Below are 15,444 nucleotides of genomic sequence, written 5' to 3' on the forward strand. Positions count from 1 at the left end.
TCAATATGGCAACTGGTGCAAATTCAGTTCATATTCAGTTGCGAGAGGCGTTATCAAATTATATCAAATCACAATATTTCGGAAAGACGCCTATCCTTCTTTCAGCTATGGAAGGACAGCTTGACCAAGAGGGAGTTCTCTACCAGAGACCATATATTGAGTCCTCTCCAGCGTATAAGACTGCCCCCGATGGTATCCAAAACTCCTCCAAATTACCTCAATGGATAAAAGACTATTTTCAGGCACTCTCTGAAGCTAAACTGGGCGTGTATCCAGCGCCTTTTTGTCATCAGGTGTCCGCACTGGAAGAAGCATATGGTGGAAACGATTTGTTTGTGTCAACTGGCACAGGATCAGGCAAAACCGAATGTTTTATGTGGCCGCTGATGGCAAAGCTTGCATCTGAAGCGCGCAATCAGCCAGAAAGCTGGCAGATGCGAGGCGTAAGGGCGATTGTTATGTACCCCATGAACGCCCTTGTTTCAGATCAAATCAGCCGTTTGCGCCGTTTGATTGGCGATCCAGAGCATAAATTTATACGTATTTTTAGAAACATATGCGGTCAAAATGTAAGGCGTCCACAGTTTGGAATGTACACAGGGAGAACGCCATATGCCGGTAAAGAGCCTAGACGTGACGATGATCGGCAGCTTGAAGAGAAATATGCCGATATGCTCAATCCAGAAACCGAAGAGAAGCAAGTTTTCCTCCGAAAATTGATTGCAGATGGAAAATTTCCAGCCAAAGAGAATTACCCGGCTTTTCTTGAAAAGCTGCATAATAGTAAGCACATTCCAGACGAAGAAGATGCTGAGTTAGTAACACGCTTTGAAATGCAGCAATTTTGTCCGGATATCCTAATTACAAACTACTCAATGCTGGAATATATGCTTTTGCGACCCAGAGAAAATAAGATATGGGCGGATACGAAGGATTGGCTCAACGCTGATCCAGCAAACAAACTTCTATTCATTATTGATGAAGCACATATGTATCGCGGTTCTTCCGGTGGGGAAGTTTCGCTTTTAATTCGCCGGTTGTTTCATCGCCTTGGCATTGACCGCAATCGTGTGCAATTTATCCTAACTACTGCAAGTATGCCCAACAATGATGAAGCAGATAAACAAGCTGTACATCTATTTGCCAACACGCTTACTGCTTCTGATGACATTCGTCCGTTTATATACCTGAGAGGTGAGCGCGAGGAAATTGAAACAACGAACACAACTGATATTCCTCTTGCTAAATTTTCTCAAGCCATGCCTGAGCAGTTTGAAGGTGATGACCCTGCACGATTAAATGCAATCAATGCCTTTTGGGCTGACATATTTGGCAGTGATGCACCATTTTCTTCCTCAGAAAACGCATATCAATGGCTTTACGACCATCTTGCCGAGTATACTCCTTTTGGCCTGATGTTTCAACAGTGCCGGGGGACCGCTGTATCATTGCAAGAATTGGCAGAAACTATTTTTCCTGCCGTGGCTTTGGACGATGCACTTCACGCCGTTGAAGTAATGCTGGCGATTGCTCCATTAGCCAGAAGCAGCAACGGCAGTGTTCTTTTCCCTGCACGTATGCACATGCTATTTCGAGGGATTAAGGGTGTCTACGCATGTACAAATTCTGATTGTAGCCACTCCCATACAGCCAATGGACTGACATTAGGCGAAATTTATTTTTCTGACGGTCGAATGGTATGTTGTGAATGTGGCAGTTCTGTTTATGAATTATATAATGATCGACGTTGTGGTGCTATTTACTTTAAAGGATATGTTTTAAGTAAGGACTTTGAGCAACATAAACGCACATATTTATGGCACTATTCTGGCCGTGTAAATGATGATGAAGTTAAGGAAATTCATTTGTTCATTCCATCGGAAAAGGACTCCTTACCCAAGAGCAAAGGTGAAAACAAAATCCTCCCTTGCTACATGGACGTACAAAGTGGATTTGTTGATTTTGGAGATGATTCTCTATCTGGAACACCAGGGGTTAGGACACTATATTACTCCTTCCCTGAAAAAAATCTTAAAAAAACAGGAAAGTCCTCAAGTATTTTGACCTTTTCTACCTGTCCCCATTGTATGTGTGAATTTTCTAAAACTCAATTGACGTCTTTCAGCACTCGTGGCAATCAATCATTCTTCAATCTAATTAAGGCACAGTTTGATTCACAACCGGCTGTCCCAGAAAAATCAAACGATCCAGAACGACTGCCCAACGAGGGACGGAAAGTGCTGTTGTTTTCTGATAGCCGCCAGCGGGCCGCCAAATTAGCTAGAGATATGTCTGAAGCATCCGATATGACAGCGGCAAGACAGTTAGCGATACTTGCTATTCAGAAGATGGAGCAGGAACCTACTGAGCAATCACTTAATGCGCTGTATGGATTTTTTGCCATGTCCGCAGCAGAGCATCACGTCCAAATTTTTCACGATCAGCAAAGGACAAAACTGTTGGAGGATGGTTCAGCTGAACTCAAAAGCTACCAAAGAAGTAAACGTCGAGGCTTTGCTTATTCGCCTAGGACAATGGATAATGCACCCAACCAGATGAAGGAACAGTTACTGCGATTTTATTGCGGGGGATACAATACACTGATTGACGCTGCGCTTAGTTGGATTGAGCCAATCAACACAAAAAAGTGGGAGGCTATTGATGCATTAGAGGATGACGGCATAGAAGTAAGCGAAGATGAATTTATGGAAATTTTCAATGCCTGGGTTCTTTCTGCCTGTGATACTTCTGTTGTTTTAGGCCATACGATTTCTGATGATATCAGATTAAAAGTACGTCCCAATTATGCCGGGTATGGAATGCAGAAGGACTGGAAGTTTTCTACGGTTATAAAAGATGTCCTGGGGTGGAGTGATAACGATGTAATTGTTCAGAAATGGACTCGCATTTTGCGGGAAACCTTCATGGATGAGGGCCAATCTGCTAACGAGAAGTATTATATTGATTTGTCACGAGTTAAGCCGTGCTTTGATTTGAGCCATACGTGGTATCGCTGTGAGCGTTGTTCAGAACTGACCCCATATCTATTGAAAAGCAGATGTCCCAGCTGCGGACATGAGCATATCCATCCCTTAACACAGGATGAAATTAACGCACTGGACTTTTGGCGCAAACCAATTGATGATGCTCTGCAAGGCGAACCTATTCGGGTGATTGACACAGAAGAACACACTGCACAGCTATCTCATAAAGATCAGCGCGATGAACTTTGGTCCAAAACTGAGCAATACGAGCTACGGTTTCAAGATTTTCTCCAAGCTGGTGAAACACCTGTTGATATCTTGAGCAGCACAACTACAATGGAAGTTGGCATTGACATTGGCTCTCTCGTTGCTGTTGGCCTTCGCAATATTCCTCCCATGAGGGAAAACTACCAGCAGCGTGCTGGCCGCCGTGGTTCAAGTTTATCAACTATTGTTACATTTTGTGAAGATGGTCCCCACGACTCGTTGTACTTTTCTAATCCTGTCCCTATGTTTCGCGGCGATCCCCGCAGACCATGGGTGGATATCAATAGCGAGAAAATTGTTCAAAGACACCTTGGTATGGTTGCAATGCAATCCTACCTTCGGTTAAAATCTTTTAGCCTGGATGCAATCCCGGCAGCAGTGTTTTTGGATGAGCATCTTGCCCCATTCTTTGAATACTTAAATTCTTTTACCATTGCCAATGATGATATTCTTGTTCCAGCACATGCAACAGCAACTTTGAAAACATATAAACCTGCTCTGCAAAAAGCGCTTGGAGAATTAAAGAAAAAACGGGATGACCATCCTGAACTTTTCGATGCAGATAACAGCAACAGTTCTGGACAAAAAACACTTTTAGACGCCCTCTATGAGGAGGGGATTATTCCAACATACTCATTCCCCAAAAATGTTGTAAGTACATACATTTCAGGAACAAACGGAAAGATCAGATATCAAGTCGAACGAGGATTGGATGTTGCGATTGGTGAATATGCTCCTGGTCGGTCTATTGTTGTTGATAAGACAACCTATCAGATTGGAGGTCTTTTCTATCCTGGTACGGAGCGCAGCGAACGGACAGCTGCCTCACCAGCAAGAGCGTTTATTCAAGATGCAAATTATCGAAAAAGCATCCTGGCATGTGATCGATGCGGTTGGTTTGGACTGAGTGAAGATAACTATAATTCTTGTCCCTTCTGCGGAAATTCTTCTTTACGTGCTATGCTTCCTATGCTTCGGCCATGGGGGTTTGCGCCTAGGAATGCCACATCTATAGAAACTGCTCAATTAGATGAAGAGTATACCGCTGCACAGCAACCGCTTTACTCAACATTACCAGAAGCCGATGATGTATCCAGTGTAGATGGATGCGCCAATATACGAATGGCTGTCCGGCCTAACCAGAGGATCATTATGCTCAATAAAGGAATTGGCGGCAAAGGCTTTATGGTATGCTGTGACTGTGGAGCGGCAATGCCCGGAGATGATGAGAGTGTACTTAAAAATCTAATGCGTCCCTACCGCTCACGCTTCAATAAAGCGCGGTGCAAACATACGGATGCACTCAATGTGAATTTAGGATATGATTTTGTAACTGACATGTTGGTCTTGGAATTTCGACTGGATCGCAATCTGGTTGATGTAGATACACAAGGCGGGTCGTGGATCAATCGTGCAGGGCAGTCTTTGGCTGAAGCCTTACGCTTGTCAGCCTGTCAAGAGATGGATATCGAATTTACAGAGCTAGTCACTGGCTATCGTATTCGTGAGAGTGATACCGGCGATTTTATAGATATTTATCTGTATGACAGCCTTTCTAGCGGAGCTGGTTATGCGGTCAGTATGGAGAACTCTATTCCTCAACTACTAAAAAAAGCGCGAGAATTATTAACAAATTGCTCTTGTGACAATGCTTGCTATAAATGTCTGAAACACTATCGCAATCAGTATGTTCATAGTGTTTTGGATAGGAATGCAGCCCTAAGTATATTGGATTGGGGAGAAGAAAATATTCGGACTCAAACCTTTTCTGTCCAGGAGCAAAGCCGATTGATTATGCCTATGGCGCAAATCCTTCGTCTATCTGGTATACAATTATTTATGGATAATGATAACATCTGGGTTAAAGGCTCATCAGTAAAAAAGAAACTCAATATCTATCCTGCGATGTGGGCAAGGCACAAAACTGGCGGAACAATTTTTATAAGTGATATGCAGATCAAATACGCAAAACCGATTGCGCTAAAAATGATTTCTGACTGTCTGTGAACAAAACCGGCAAGCAGGGCAAAGTGGTACCCACTTTGCAAACTGGCAAGCAGGGCGTGTGTGACCACACGCCTGCTTGCCGCTTGTTGGGGCCAGCCCCAAACCCCGGAACGCACAATAAATTGTGCGGCTGCGCGTCCCCTTGGCGGGACGCTTTTTAACAATGAAATTCAAATACAGAGTTGACAAAATCCCTTTTCTGAATTATGATATGTTTATCAACTTTAAGGGGAGGGTAAAGATGGTCTTAGTTGGACAGCGGCTTAAATTTTTACGGGAGAAAGCTCATTTGACACAGGCAAAAATGGCAGAACTGTTGGGAGCAAGCCAACCTGCAATCAATCGTTATGAGCATGGGCAGACGGCGGCACCATTCTCGGTTTTACGAGGCTACGCAGATTATTTCGATGTATCGTTGGACTACATTTTCGGGCGGTGCGATGAACCACAGGGTAAGCTATACAAATACAGACCTGATCTTACCAGTGACCCGGAAATGCAAAAATTTGTGGAGATGTGCTTCGAACCTGGGTCGGCCATGAACGAAAAATTGAAGCAAACAGTCTTTGAAATGCTGGGGGAGGCGAGAGGATGAAAGCCGTCATTTACGCCCGGTACTCCAGCGACAATCAGCGTGAAGAAAGCATCGAAGGGCAGATCAGAGAGTGTACCGCCTTTGCCGAGAAGAACGGCATCACCGTCCTGCGTCATTACATTGACCGGGCTTTCTCCGCCAAGACCGACAACCGCCCGGAGTTTCAGAATATGATAAGGGACAGCGGCAAGCGGCTCTTTGACATGGTGATTGTCTGGAAACTAGACAGGTTTGCCCGGAACCGCTATGACAGCGCCCGATACAAGGCCACACTGAAAAAGAACGGGGTCAAGGTGGTATCCGCCACTGGGGTGATCTCCGATGGAGCCGAGGGCATCATTCTGGAAAGTGTTCTGGAAGGGTATGCCGAATATTACTCTGCTGATCTCTCCGAAAAGGTAGTCCGGGGCATGACCGAGAATGCTCTGAAATCTAAGTACAACGGCGGGACGTTGCCCATCGGATACATGATTGACAGCGAGCAGTATTTCCAGCTTGACCCGCTGACCGCTCCCTTTGTTTTGGAGGCTTTCAAGCAGTACGCTGAGGGTGCGACTATGAAGGAAATTCGGGACTATCTGAACGAGCAGGGTGTGAAGAATACAAGGGGCCAGCCGCTGACCTACAACAGCGTCCAGCACCTTCTGAACAACCGCCGTTACATCGGGGAGTATACCTACCGGGACATTGTTGTGCCGGATGGCATCCCCGCCATTGTTCCCCAAGACCTCTTTGAGCGAGTGCAGGAGCGTTTGGCAAAGAACAAAAAAGCCCCTGCCCGGCATAAGGCAGAGGAAGATTATCTTCTGACAACGAAGCTGTTCTGTGGCTACTGTGGGGCCTACCTCTGCGGCGAAAGCGGCACCAGTCATACCGGGACTACCCACCGCTATTACAAGTGCGTGTCTGTTAAAAAGAAGCGGACGAACTGCCACAAAAAGTCCGTCAAGAAAGACTGGATCGAGGATTTGGTGGTCAGCGAAACCATGAAGATGGTGATGGACGATAGCGCCATCGAAGCCATTGTCGCTATGCTCATGGAATTGCAGGAGCAGGAGAATGTCAATCTGCCACTGTACGAGCAGCAGCTGCGGGAGGCAGACTAGGGTATCCAGAATTTGCTCAACGCCATCCAACAGGGTATCCTTACCAAGTCCACGAAGGGTCGTCTGGAGGAACTGGAGGCCACGAAGGAAGAACTGGAAACAAAGATCGCCTGCGAGAAGCTGGCGAAGCCCAAGGTCAGCGCTGAGTTTATGACCTTCTGGCTTCATCGTTTCCGCAAGCTGGACGCGCGGCAGAAGTCCCATCGGAAAATGTTGATTGACACGTTCGTCAACGCGATTTTCCTCTACGATGACAAGATGGTGATTACCTTCAACTACAAGGAGGGGACAGACACGATTACATTTGATGACCTCAAATCCTCCCCTGCTGCGGAAAAATCCGGTTCGGATATGGATTGCTTAACTGCACCACTTGGAATGACTGGGTTTCTCAGTTTTGAGAGGCCCGGTTTTTTCTTTGCTTTCGGCCAGTTCTCTCCTGAGTTCTCTCCTGTTACCATGGGCTGGCTTGAATCCCAGGAGCAATGCTAATTGCCTTGTCCATCTTCGCTGCGGATGTGTTTTTTGCGGCCGTATCCAGGTGTGCATAGGTGTTAGCTGTCGTAGAGAAGTTGCTGTGACCCAGCCACTCTTGAATCTCCTTCATAGATACCCCGTTTTTTAGCAGTAACGAGGCACAAGTGTGGCGAAGATCATGAAAGCGAATGACCCGAAGCCGGTTTTTCTCCAGGAGCGTCCTAAAATGCTGGGAGACAAAATTGGGCTGGTAGGGAGCACCCAGGTCATTGACGTAGATGTAGTCGCTTTCAATGTAGCAGTTTCCACACAGTTTCCGGCACTGTTCCTGTCGTTCCTTCATCCGGAGCAACAACTCCCGATACTGGGGAACAAGAGGAAGGGATCGACAGCTGGACACATTCTTTGTCCGGTCCTTCTGAACAACCCTGGTCTTACCTTTTGAGCGAAACTGGACAACCGTGTGGTCAATCATGATCGTATTCCCCACAAAGTCGATAGCCTGCCAGCGTAGGCCCATGATCTCGCTGCGGCGCAATCCATAAAACGCTGCCATCAGGATAGGAAACTCTACTGTGTCGCCCTTTGCTACTTGAAAAAGCTGCTCTAATTCAGTAACTGAGTAGAATGAGCCGACAAACTTTTGACTTTTGGGCCGCTCCACTTTTTCCATTGGGTTGGAATCAATCAGGTTATGTTTAACAGCATACTTTAATGCCTTATGAAGATTTGCGTGGTAATGCTGTACTGTACTCCCCTTGATTCCCAGAGTGTCGAAGCAGTATTCGTAGAATCGCTCAATATCCAGCGCGGTCAGATTTCCCAATGTCACGCCCATTTTACGGAAATATGGGACGATCCGCTTGGTTACAACACCTTCGTATCCCGCATAAGTAACTTCCTCCACAGAGTTTTTGATGATAGACAACCAGTTCAGCATATAGTCAGCAAACAGAATTGTGTTGCTCATTCGGGCAGATTCCAGTTCCGCAGAGCGGATCACAGGCTCTTTGTAACTGCAGCGGGTCTCCAGCAGCATATCCTGGGCTCTCTTTTCCTTTTTCTTCCCGACTGCCTGGATACCTGTTGGAAGCCATTTTGATTTTCTGCGTCCCTGTTCATCCTTTAGGTTGAGTACCATGTAGTAATAGTCTTTTTTGATTTGCAGGTGGCCCGCTACCATAGATTGAACGCCTCCTTACGAGCAGCGGCATAGTATTTCCTGCCAATGACAGTACAATTATACCATGCCTAGCTGTTCTCTCCAACCACCCCGAAAACTTTATTTTTATATCTCAGCGCCGAAACTTTTTAGCCAAGCAGATATTCGACAATGCTGACTTTCGGAATCTTGAACGACTTTCCAATCTTTATGTAGCGAATTTCGCCGCTCTGAAGAAGACCATACGCTGTTTTCATCCCAATCCCACCGAGCATTTCACACATCTGCTTGACATTGACAACATCGGGATATTCAGAAAACATCCGCTCCTTTGTTTGACTTTTCACAAATATTCCCCCAAGATACAATAAAGGGAAGGCACCCCAGATCGTCTGGAGTGCCTTCTTTTTTGGTAGCTTAATAATAGCACAGAATGATTGGACAAAGCAAGTACCATCATGCGGACAATTTGCGGACATCGTCAACGCCTGGGTATACAACTGATTACATTACTCCGCAAAGTCCTTTGCAAAGGAAAACATATCAACAAGTTTGTCCAAGGCCTCGTTTCTGATCCGCCGCACAGTACGGGGGACTACCGCCAATTCCGTGGCCACTTCATTCTGAGTGTGGCCTTCAAAATGGATGAGCCTGATTACTTCGGCCTGCCGCTTTTCCAACAGAGAAACATAGTATTCCAGGCGCCGCTGTTCTTGCTCCAGCTCTACCAACTGTACCACGATTTCCTCCTTGATATCAGCGTTCAGTTTGTTGGCCTTGCTCTGGTAGTTGAGAGCGATGTAGAGGGTCTTGTCGGAGATACGGCCATCCATATGTCCGCCGCCGCTGCCATCACCATGTCCCAGAGCCATCGCGCTGATCATCTCAGTCTCAGACGCATGGGCAGGGTGATCCAATTCATAGTGCGGCAGGGCGATTTTGCGCTGGCGCTCCTGGTAGGTTTCCAAGAGATAGGTCACACGGAGTTTCATATCGTTAACCATTATAAGATTTCCTTTCCAATCAAAGTTTATCGTTACACTGGGCAAACGAGAAATTTTGATTGGAGGGGAACGGCATCCGGGGTAATACCCACAGGTAGAAAAAGAGCGGCCGACTCCACAGAATCGTGGATACTCGGCCGCTTGGTACGCATTGGGGTATTTCACCGATGTGACTGATCGGGCAGGCGGAGGTTCTGTCGGTTTTTTAACCGGCTCTCTTTTGTTCCTGCGGGAGAAACCGAGACAAGGGCGCCTAAATACGTTCAAGTAAGCGGTGTGTCCTGGCGCGTCATACCGGCAGATATCCTCAATACGATGGATCGTCCATCGCATAGGAACTCCTTCCGTTTACGGCTGGCACACAGACGGCTTGTCTCCTCTTACCAAAAGGAACTGTGGCAGTATTCACTGCCGTCTGCCAAAGGGTGGTTTATTCTTTTGCCAAATATCACTCTTTTTTCTGGACTGCCACTGGACAGAAGTATAGACTGTAAAAGTGGCACCCCCGTGGCATAACTAGGGCAAAAATCGGGCATCGTTCTGCTTTTTTCGACACAATTTACAAAAAACAGCCGACAGAATTTGCCACAATATGCGGCATCCTGCCGGCTGTCCAGTTCGGGTGGTGCTTAGCAATCTGATAAAACAAATTTATATCCTACGCCCCACTCAGTCTGTATGTAATCTTTCCCGATTTGCGATAATTTTTTTCGCAACCTTTTGATCTGTGATTTTACGATATCGTCTACCGCAACCACTGAATCATCTCCCCAGACATGATTGTATAACTGTTCGCAAGTGAATACTTGCTTCGGGGAACTGGCAAGACAATGGAGTAAATCGAACTCTCTTCTGGTCAATGCCAGTGGTTTTCCATCAATCATGACCTGCCGGTATCGAGGACTTATCATAAATTCCGAGCCATGGACGACTGGTTTATACTGATTATGGTTGATATCCGACTCAATATAAAGTTTGATCATAGCGTTTGCCTGTGCGGCGCAGACCTCTATGTTTAGGGGCTTTTCCAGACAGGCGTCTGCCCCGGCATGGAAAAGAGTGACGATATCCCCTGAGGTTAATGGATCAGTCAGCACTAAAATCGGTGTATGCTTTGTGTTCCTTATGGTTCGGAGCAATTCCACGCTATTCGTATCTGTGATCTGAACATCCAGAATAACAAGGCAATACTCATTTTTTATGTAGTCGGCCAGGGCTTCCATTGCTGATGTCATGTAGCATACAGTTGTAACCTCATCCTCCATACTGTCACATATAGTCCGGCCTACAGCCAAATCCTCATTTACCACTAATATCTGTCTTTTTATATGGATCACCCCCGTTGAGTCAAATGTTTTTGTTTACAGCAATCAGTTCCTCTCGAAAATCATATTCCCGCCTCCAGACCTCCAAAGTCACAGGTTCCTATTGCTTCTCTCCGGTGATTTGTACTATCTTGGGTGTAACAGTCACGTTCAGCTTCTGTTCTTTCCACAGTAGAGTGTAGGGATTCTTCCTCATTTCTTCCCGAAGTTGGGAGCAAATATTTTGTTGTCTACGGCAAAGATGATAACCATAGCCACGCCGCCAGTGACCACAGTGGTAACAATGCTGCTTACCGTGTTGCGTACAGCCTCGTTGGAGATGAGCGCTACGGTGACGGGATTCCACACGCAGGTAAACAGATTCATCACCAGGAACACCGCGATGGTAGCCAGCAGGTGCAGCCCAATTTGAGAAGCCAGGGGGCCGTGGCTCTTAAAGGTCACATTGCGCTGGAGGGGAAAGTTAATGCACTCGCCGAAAAAGATAGCGGTCAGGTTGGCCAGGGTAAAAGCCAGACCACTGTTAACCAAGTAAGCACCGTCTGTGCCAACCTCAAGGGCGTTGCCGATGATGGACAACTTGAAGTCGACCCCAAACAGCTCCACCGGGATGCCGGGGAACAGCCACTCCCTGTCGCCCACCATGCCGTGGAACAAAGTGGGCAAGAACATAAGTATGACTGCTTTCAGTGCCGTGACTGCCCAACTGAAAATGAGGAATAATCCGCCTTTGCGGATCCATTCCGCTGCCTTGGGGTGCTTTTCCGCAAAACGATTCATAAAATTCATTCCCGCACCTCCTTATTTGTTCTCGAATCTATCTTCTTTGTAGTCCGCCATGTACTCCATCCGGTAGTTGGGGGAGCTGGCGGCCTTGCGCTTCTTGCCGGCCCGGAAAAAGCCACCGATGATCTGTCCAAGGCCCTTGAAAAAGTGTCCATTGACGATGATGAGGATGCCCTCAGCCATCTCCATGGTACACATGCCGCCGGTCATCTTAGCGATCCCTCGGAAGGGCATGTTGTAGTTGAACATCAGATTCAGATTGGGCTTGCCCTTCTCCATACTCTTGTTGATCATACTGGTCAGCCGCCGACAGACAACCCGGGCCAGGCCGCTCTTGGCATAGTACATCTGGCACAGGGCGTCATTCATGGTGAGGGTGCCGCTCCAGCTTCCGTCCGGGATGGGGTGGCCAAGCAGATTTTCAAATTCCACATCAGGGATGACTTTGATATTACCAGTATAATAGTCGGCGAGAATTTTTTTGTCGGAGGGATTGGGGGCGTTGGTGCCCGCCACGGTCACATTTCCGGACAGCTTGATATCTGTCACAGACGCGCCGATAAGCACCTGATACTCGCCACCCTCCACCTCAAATTTGTTTGTGTTGACGTTGAAGTACCGGAATGCCTTGTCGTCCAGGGAAATAGTGACGGTTTTGCTCTCACCGGCCTTGAGAAATACCTTTTGGAAACCCTTCAGCTCCTTGGCAGGACGGAACACCTCGCTGGACAGCTTAGAGATATAGAGCTGAGCCACCTCTGCACCATCTATTGATCCGGTATTCTTGAGGGTGAATGTCGCTTCTTTGTCAGTGACAATGAGGTTGCTGTACTCGAAGGTGGTGTAGCTCAGGCCGTAGCCGAAGGGGAACAGGACGGGGACATTGGCCGTTTCATAGTAACGGTAACCGACATAGAGCCCCTCCCGGTACTCCGCCGTTCGCTGCTTGGAGGGGAAATAGGTGGCGGAGGATACATCCTCATACTTAACGGGGTAGCTCTCAGCCAGCTTGCCCGAGGGATTGATCTCGCCTAGGATAGCCTGGAGCATGGCCCCAGCCCCTGCCTGGCCGCAGAGATAACCGTGAATGACGGCTTTACACTTGTCCAGCCAGGACATTTCCACCGCTGACCCGGCGGACATCACCGTCACCACATTGGGGTTAACAGCAGCGACAGCTTCAATCAAGTCCACCTGGCTCTGGGGCAGCTTCATGTGGGGCCGGTCCAGACCCTCGGACTCGCTGATCTCATCCAGGCCGATGTAGAGCAGGATAATATCAGCTTTCTTTGCCAGTTCTACAGCCTTGACCTGCATGGTGGGGTCCCCTTCGCCGCTACGGGGGTAACCGGCCTCAAAGCCGACCACGTCTAGGTCGAAATTGCCAATTACATCTATTGCGTTGTCCACCTTCGTGGCGTTGACCACCGAGGAGCCCGCCCCCTGATATCGGGCTTTCTGGGCAAACTCACCGATGACGGCGACTTTTGTGCATTTCTTCAACGGCAGGATGTTCCCCTCGTTTTTCAGCAGGACAATGGACTCCCCGGCGGCTTTCGCGGCCATCTTGTGGTGGACCTCGATATCGAAGGGCTTGCCCTCCAGCGGGACGATGGCGGCAGTAACAGGCAGGATCACGTCCAGAATTTCATCCACTCTCTGGTTGATAATTTCCTCGCTGATTTTCCCGTCCTTTACGGCCTGAACCAGCTCCAGGTCGGAGTCGCCGCCGGTGGTGGGCATCTCCAGGTGGGAGCCCGCCCGGACACCCTCAATGTGCTCGTTGGAGCCGCCCCAGTCTGAGACTACAAAGCCATCGAAGCCCCATTCATCTCGAAGGATCTCCTGCAAGAGATGGTAGTTCTCGTTGGCGTAGGTGCCATTTACCCGATTGTAGGAGGACATGAGGGACTTCGCCTTCCCCTCTTTCACAGCAATCTCAAAGCCGGTGAGGTAGAGTTCCCGCAGGGTCCGCTCGTCCACCACTGAATCGGAGGCCATGCGGCGCAGCTCCTGGGAATTGCAGGCAAAGTGCTTGGGACAGGCGGCCACGCCGTTTTTCTGGATACCCCGGATGTACCCGGCGGCCATCTTACCGGCCAGGTAGGGGTCCTCGGAGAAATACTCGAAGTTCCGGCCGCACAGGGGGCTGCGTTTGATGTTGAGTCCAGGACCCAGGAGGACACCTACGCCCTGAGAAGCGGCCTCCTCACCCAGGCACTCACCGATCTTCTCTCCCAGGTCTGGGTCCCAGGAGTTGGCGATAGTGGCGGCGGTGGGGAAGCAGGTGGCGGGCAGGGAGGGATTCAGCCCCAGCTGATCCCCGGAGCCGGCCTGCCGGCGCACCCCATGAGGGCCGTCTGAAAGCACCATGTTATGGATGCCCAGCCGTTCCACGCTCCTGGTCTGCCAGAAGTCCTTACCAGAGAGTAAAAAGCATTTTTCCTCCAGCGTCATTTGGGAAACAATTTCCTGATGCTTCACAATCTCATCCTCTTTCTATACACAGGGGTAGCCTGCCCTGTCAGGCGAGCCATTCCTCTGTTTGTTATGTTGGGTCATCCGTTTTTTGTATGGAGCAATCTGTGCTTTCAGATTCCCGCCGTAGCGACAACAAAGCGCATGATAATCATGGCAATCGCCGCATCCAGAAGGGGAAGCAGAAAAAGGAAAGTATGCCACTTCCTGTTGGCTCCGGACACGATGATGATACGGGCATAGCCGCCGATCAGGGTACCCATCAGCATACAGGCGGGCATCAGGATCGAGCAGTGGCCCAGGGTTAGGATACCCTCGGAGTACATCAGGGCAGCCATAGCGCAACCGGAGGCTTTAGCCAGAAAAGCGGCAACCAAAACGGTTACGGCCTCTCCGGGAAGGCCCAATATGCCCATAAAGGGACGGAACACCGTGCTGATGACATCCATAAGCCCGGAGAGCTGCAGAAACTGGATTATCACATAGCCCAGGACTAAAGCGGGCATGATAGAGTTGACGGACATATTGAAGCCGCGTCTACAGCCTGCTGTAAAGACTTCTATCAGGCCCTTCTTTTGGACCGTTGAATTTTTCTCCGCCATAAGTTCTCAGCCTCTTTTCCTTGACATTGCAACAAGCGCACGGGTAATATTAGCGCCTATGATCTTGCAAATCATGCAGATCATGAACATAAATCCAAAGGAGTAGGGAATGACGGTCATCAGGGCTGCACCAGTGGTCATCAGGTTGGCGATAAGCGCAGAGCCGGCGTTTTGATAGGCGACGAAAATGGCTGTCTCATCCTCATTGATGGCACCATTATCCAGTAGCTCATGTGTCATAACAGCACCCACATCCACGCTGGTGAAGGAAACCACCAGCGCCAGACCGGCGGAGCCAGGAATACCCATTAGTGGCTTGAGGACAAACCGAAACAGTTTGCTGGAGGCAGCCATGACTCCAAACTCCTGACACACGTCCATAATTCCACAAAAAAGAATAACCACAGGAGCAATATTCAGGGCCTGGAGGAAACCGTCTCTGGCGCCAGTGCCACCGGAACCGAGAAAGTTCTTTTCGTCAGCAATTCCGCCGAAAGCGCCTGTCAGGTTGGTAAAATCGATTGCCCTTAAAGGACTCTCGGAATTCTTAAACAGACCCGAGACCATCAGAATCAAAATGGCTAAGGCCACCCAGGAGTACCACTTGATTTCCGCCTTTTCATCAACCATATTGCATCCCCACTTTCTCTG

10 protein-coding genes and 1 pseudogene are annotated in these 15,444 nt (G+C 48.5%); 3 read left to right on the forward strand and 8 right to left on the reverse strand.

Annotation, left to right across the window (positions count from 1 at the left end; all coding sequences use genetic code 11):
* Positions 1–5 precede the first annotated feature (5 nt).
* The 3 genes and pseudogenes from D1646_RS10970 to D1646_RS10980 all read left to right on the forward strand — a co-directional run bounded on the left by D1646_RS10970 (position 6) and on the right by D1646_RS10980 (position 7,451).
* Positions 6–5,258, forward strand: a complete 5,253-nt coding sequence (locus tag D1646_RS10970) for a DEAD/DEAH box helicase (RefSeq protein WP_160636499.1) — start codon at positions 6–8, stop codon at positions 5,256–5,258.
* Between the two features lie 241 nt (positions 5,259–5,499).
* A complete protein-coding gene (locus D1646_RS10975) occupies positions 5,500–5,853 on the forward strand; it encodes a helix-turn-helix transcriptional regulator (RefSeq protein WP_160636500.1) in 354 nt (117 codons plus the stop codon).
* Positions 5,850–7,451, forward strand: a pseudogene (locus D1646_RS10980) (recombinase family protein). The gene D1646_RS10975 and the pseudogene D1646_RS10980 overlap by 4 nt, the downstream one beginning before the upstream one ends.
* On the opposite strand, the gene D1646_RS10985 reads toward D1646_RS10980, so the two are convergent.
* From D1646_RS10985 to D1646_RS11020, 8 genes are all read right to left on the reverse strand, one after another.
* Positions 7,414–8,619 carry a site-specific integrase gene (locus tag D1646_RS10985; protein WP_160636501.1) on the reverse strand — a complete coding sequence of 402 codons (1,206 nt, stop codon included), beginning with the start codon at positions 8,617–8,619 and terminating at the stop codon, positions 7,414–7,416. The pseudogene D1646_RS10980 and the gene D1646_RS10985 sit on opposite strands and share 38 nt — an antisense overlap.
* 128 nt (positions 8,620–8,747) lie before the next feature.
* Positions 8,748–8,945, reverse strand: coding sequence for a helix-turn-helix domain-containing protein (locus tag D1646_RS10990; protein ID WP_347565195.1), 198 nt, complete (start codon positions 8,943–8,945; stop codon positions 8,748–8,750).
* A gap of 162 nt (positions 8,946–9,107) precedes the next feature.
* Positions 9,108–9,602: a sigma factor-like helix-turn-helix DNA-binding protein gene (locus tag D1646_RS10995; RefSeq protein ID WP_160636502.1), complete on the reverse strand. Its 495-nt coding sequence runs from the start codon at positions 9,600–9,602 to the stop codon at positions 9,108–9,110.
* A gap of 629 nt (positions 9,603–10,231) precedes the next feature.
* Complete coding sequence (locus tag D1646_RS23960; protein ID WP_347565196.1) at positions 10,232–10,939, reverse strand: response regulator transcription factor; 708 nt, start codon at positions 10,937–10,939, stop codon at positions 10,232–10,234.
* Between the two features lie 180 nt (positions 10,940–11,119).
* Entirely contained in the window at positions 11,120–11,716 is a 597-nt protein-coding gene (locus D1646_RS11005) for a hypothetical protein (protein WP_160636504.1), read from the reverse strand.
* Between the two features lie 12 nt (positions 11,717–11,728).
* Positions 11,729–14,197 (reverse strand): glycoside hydrolase family 3 C-terminal domain-containing protein, encoded by a 2,469-nt coding sequence (locus D1646_RS11010; protein WP_347565197.1) that lies wholly within the window; start codon positions 14,195–14,197, stop codon positions 11,729–11,731.
* A gap of 107 nt (positions 14,198–14,304) precedes the next feature.
* A complete protein-coding gene (locus D1646_RS11015) occupies positions 14,305–14,793 on the reverse strand; it encodes a nucleoside recognition domain-containing protein (RefSeq protein WP_160636505.1) in 489 nt (162 codons plus the stop codon).
* Between the two features lie 6 nt (positions 14,794–14,799).
* Positions 14,800–15,423, reverse strand: coding sequence for a nucleoside recognition domain-containing protein (locus tag D1646_RS11020; protein WP_160636506.1), 624 nt, complete (start codon positions 15,421–15,423; stop codon positions 14,800–14,802).
* Positions 15,424–15,444: the final 21 nt, after the last annotated feature.

The sequence above is a fragment of the Pseudoflavonifractor sp. 60 genome, assembly GCF_009911645.1.
GTDB lineage: Bacteria > Bacillota > Clostridia > Oscillospirales > Oscillospiraceae > Lawsonibacter.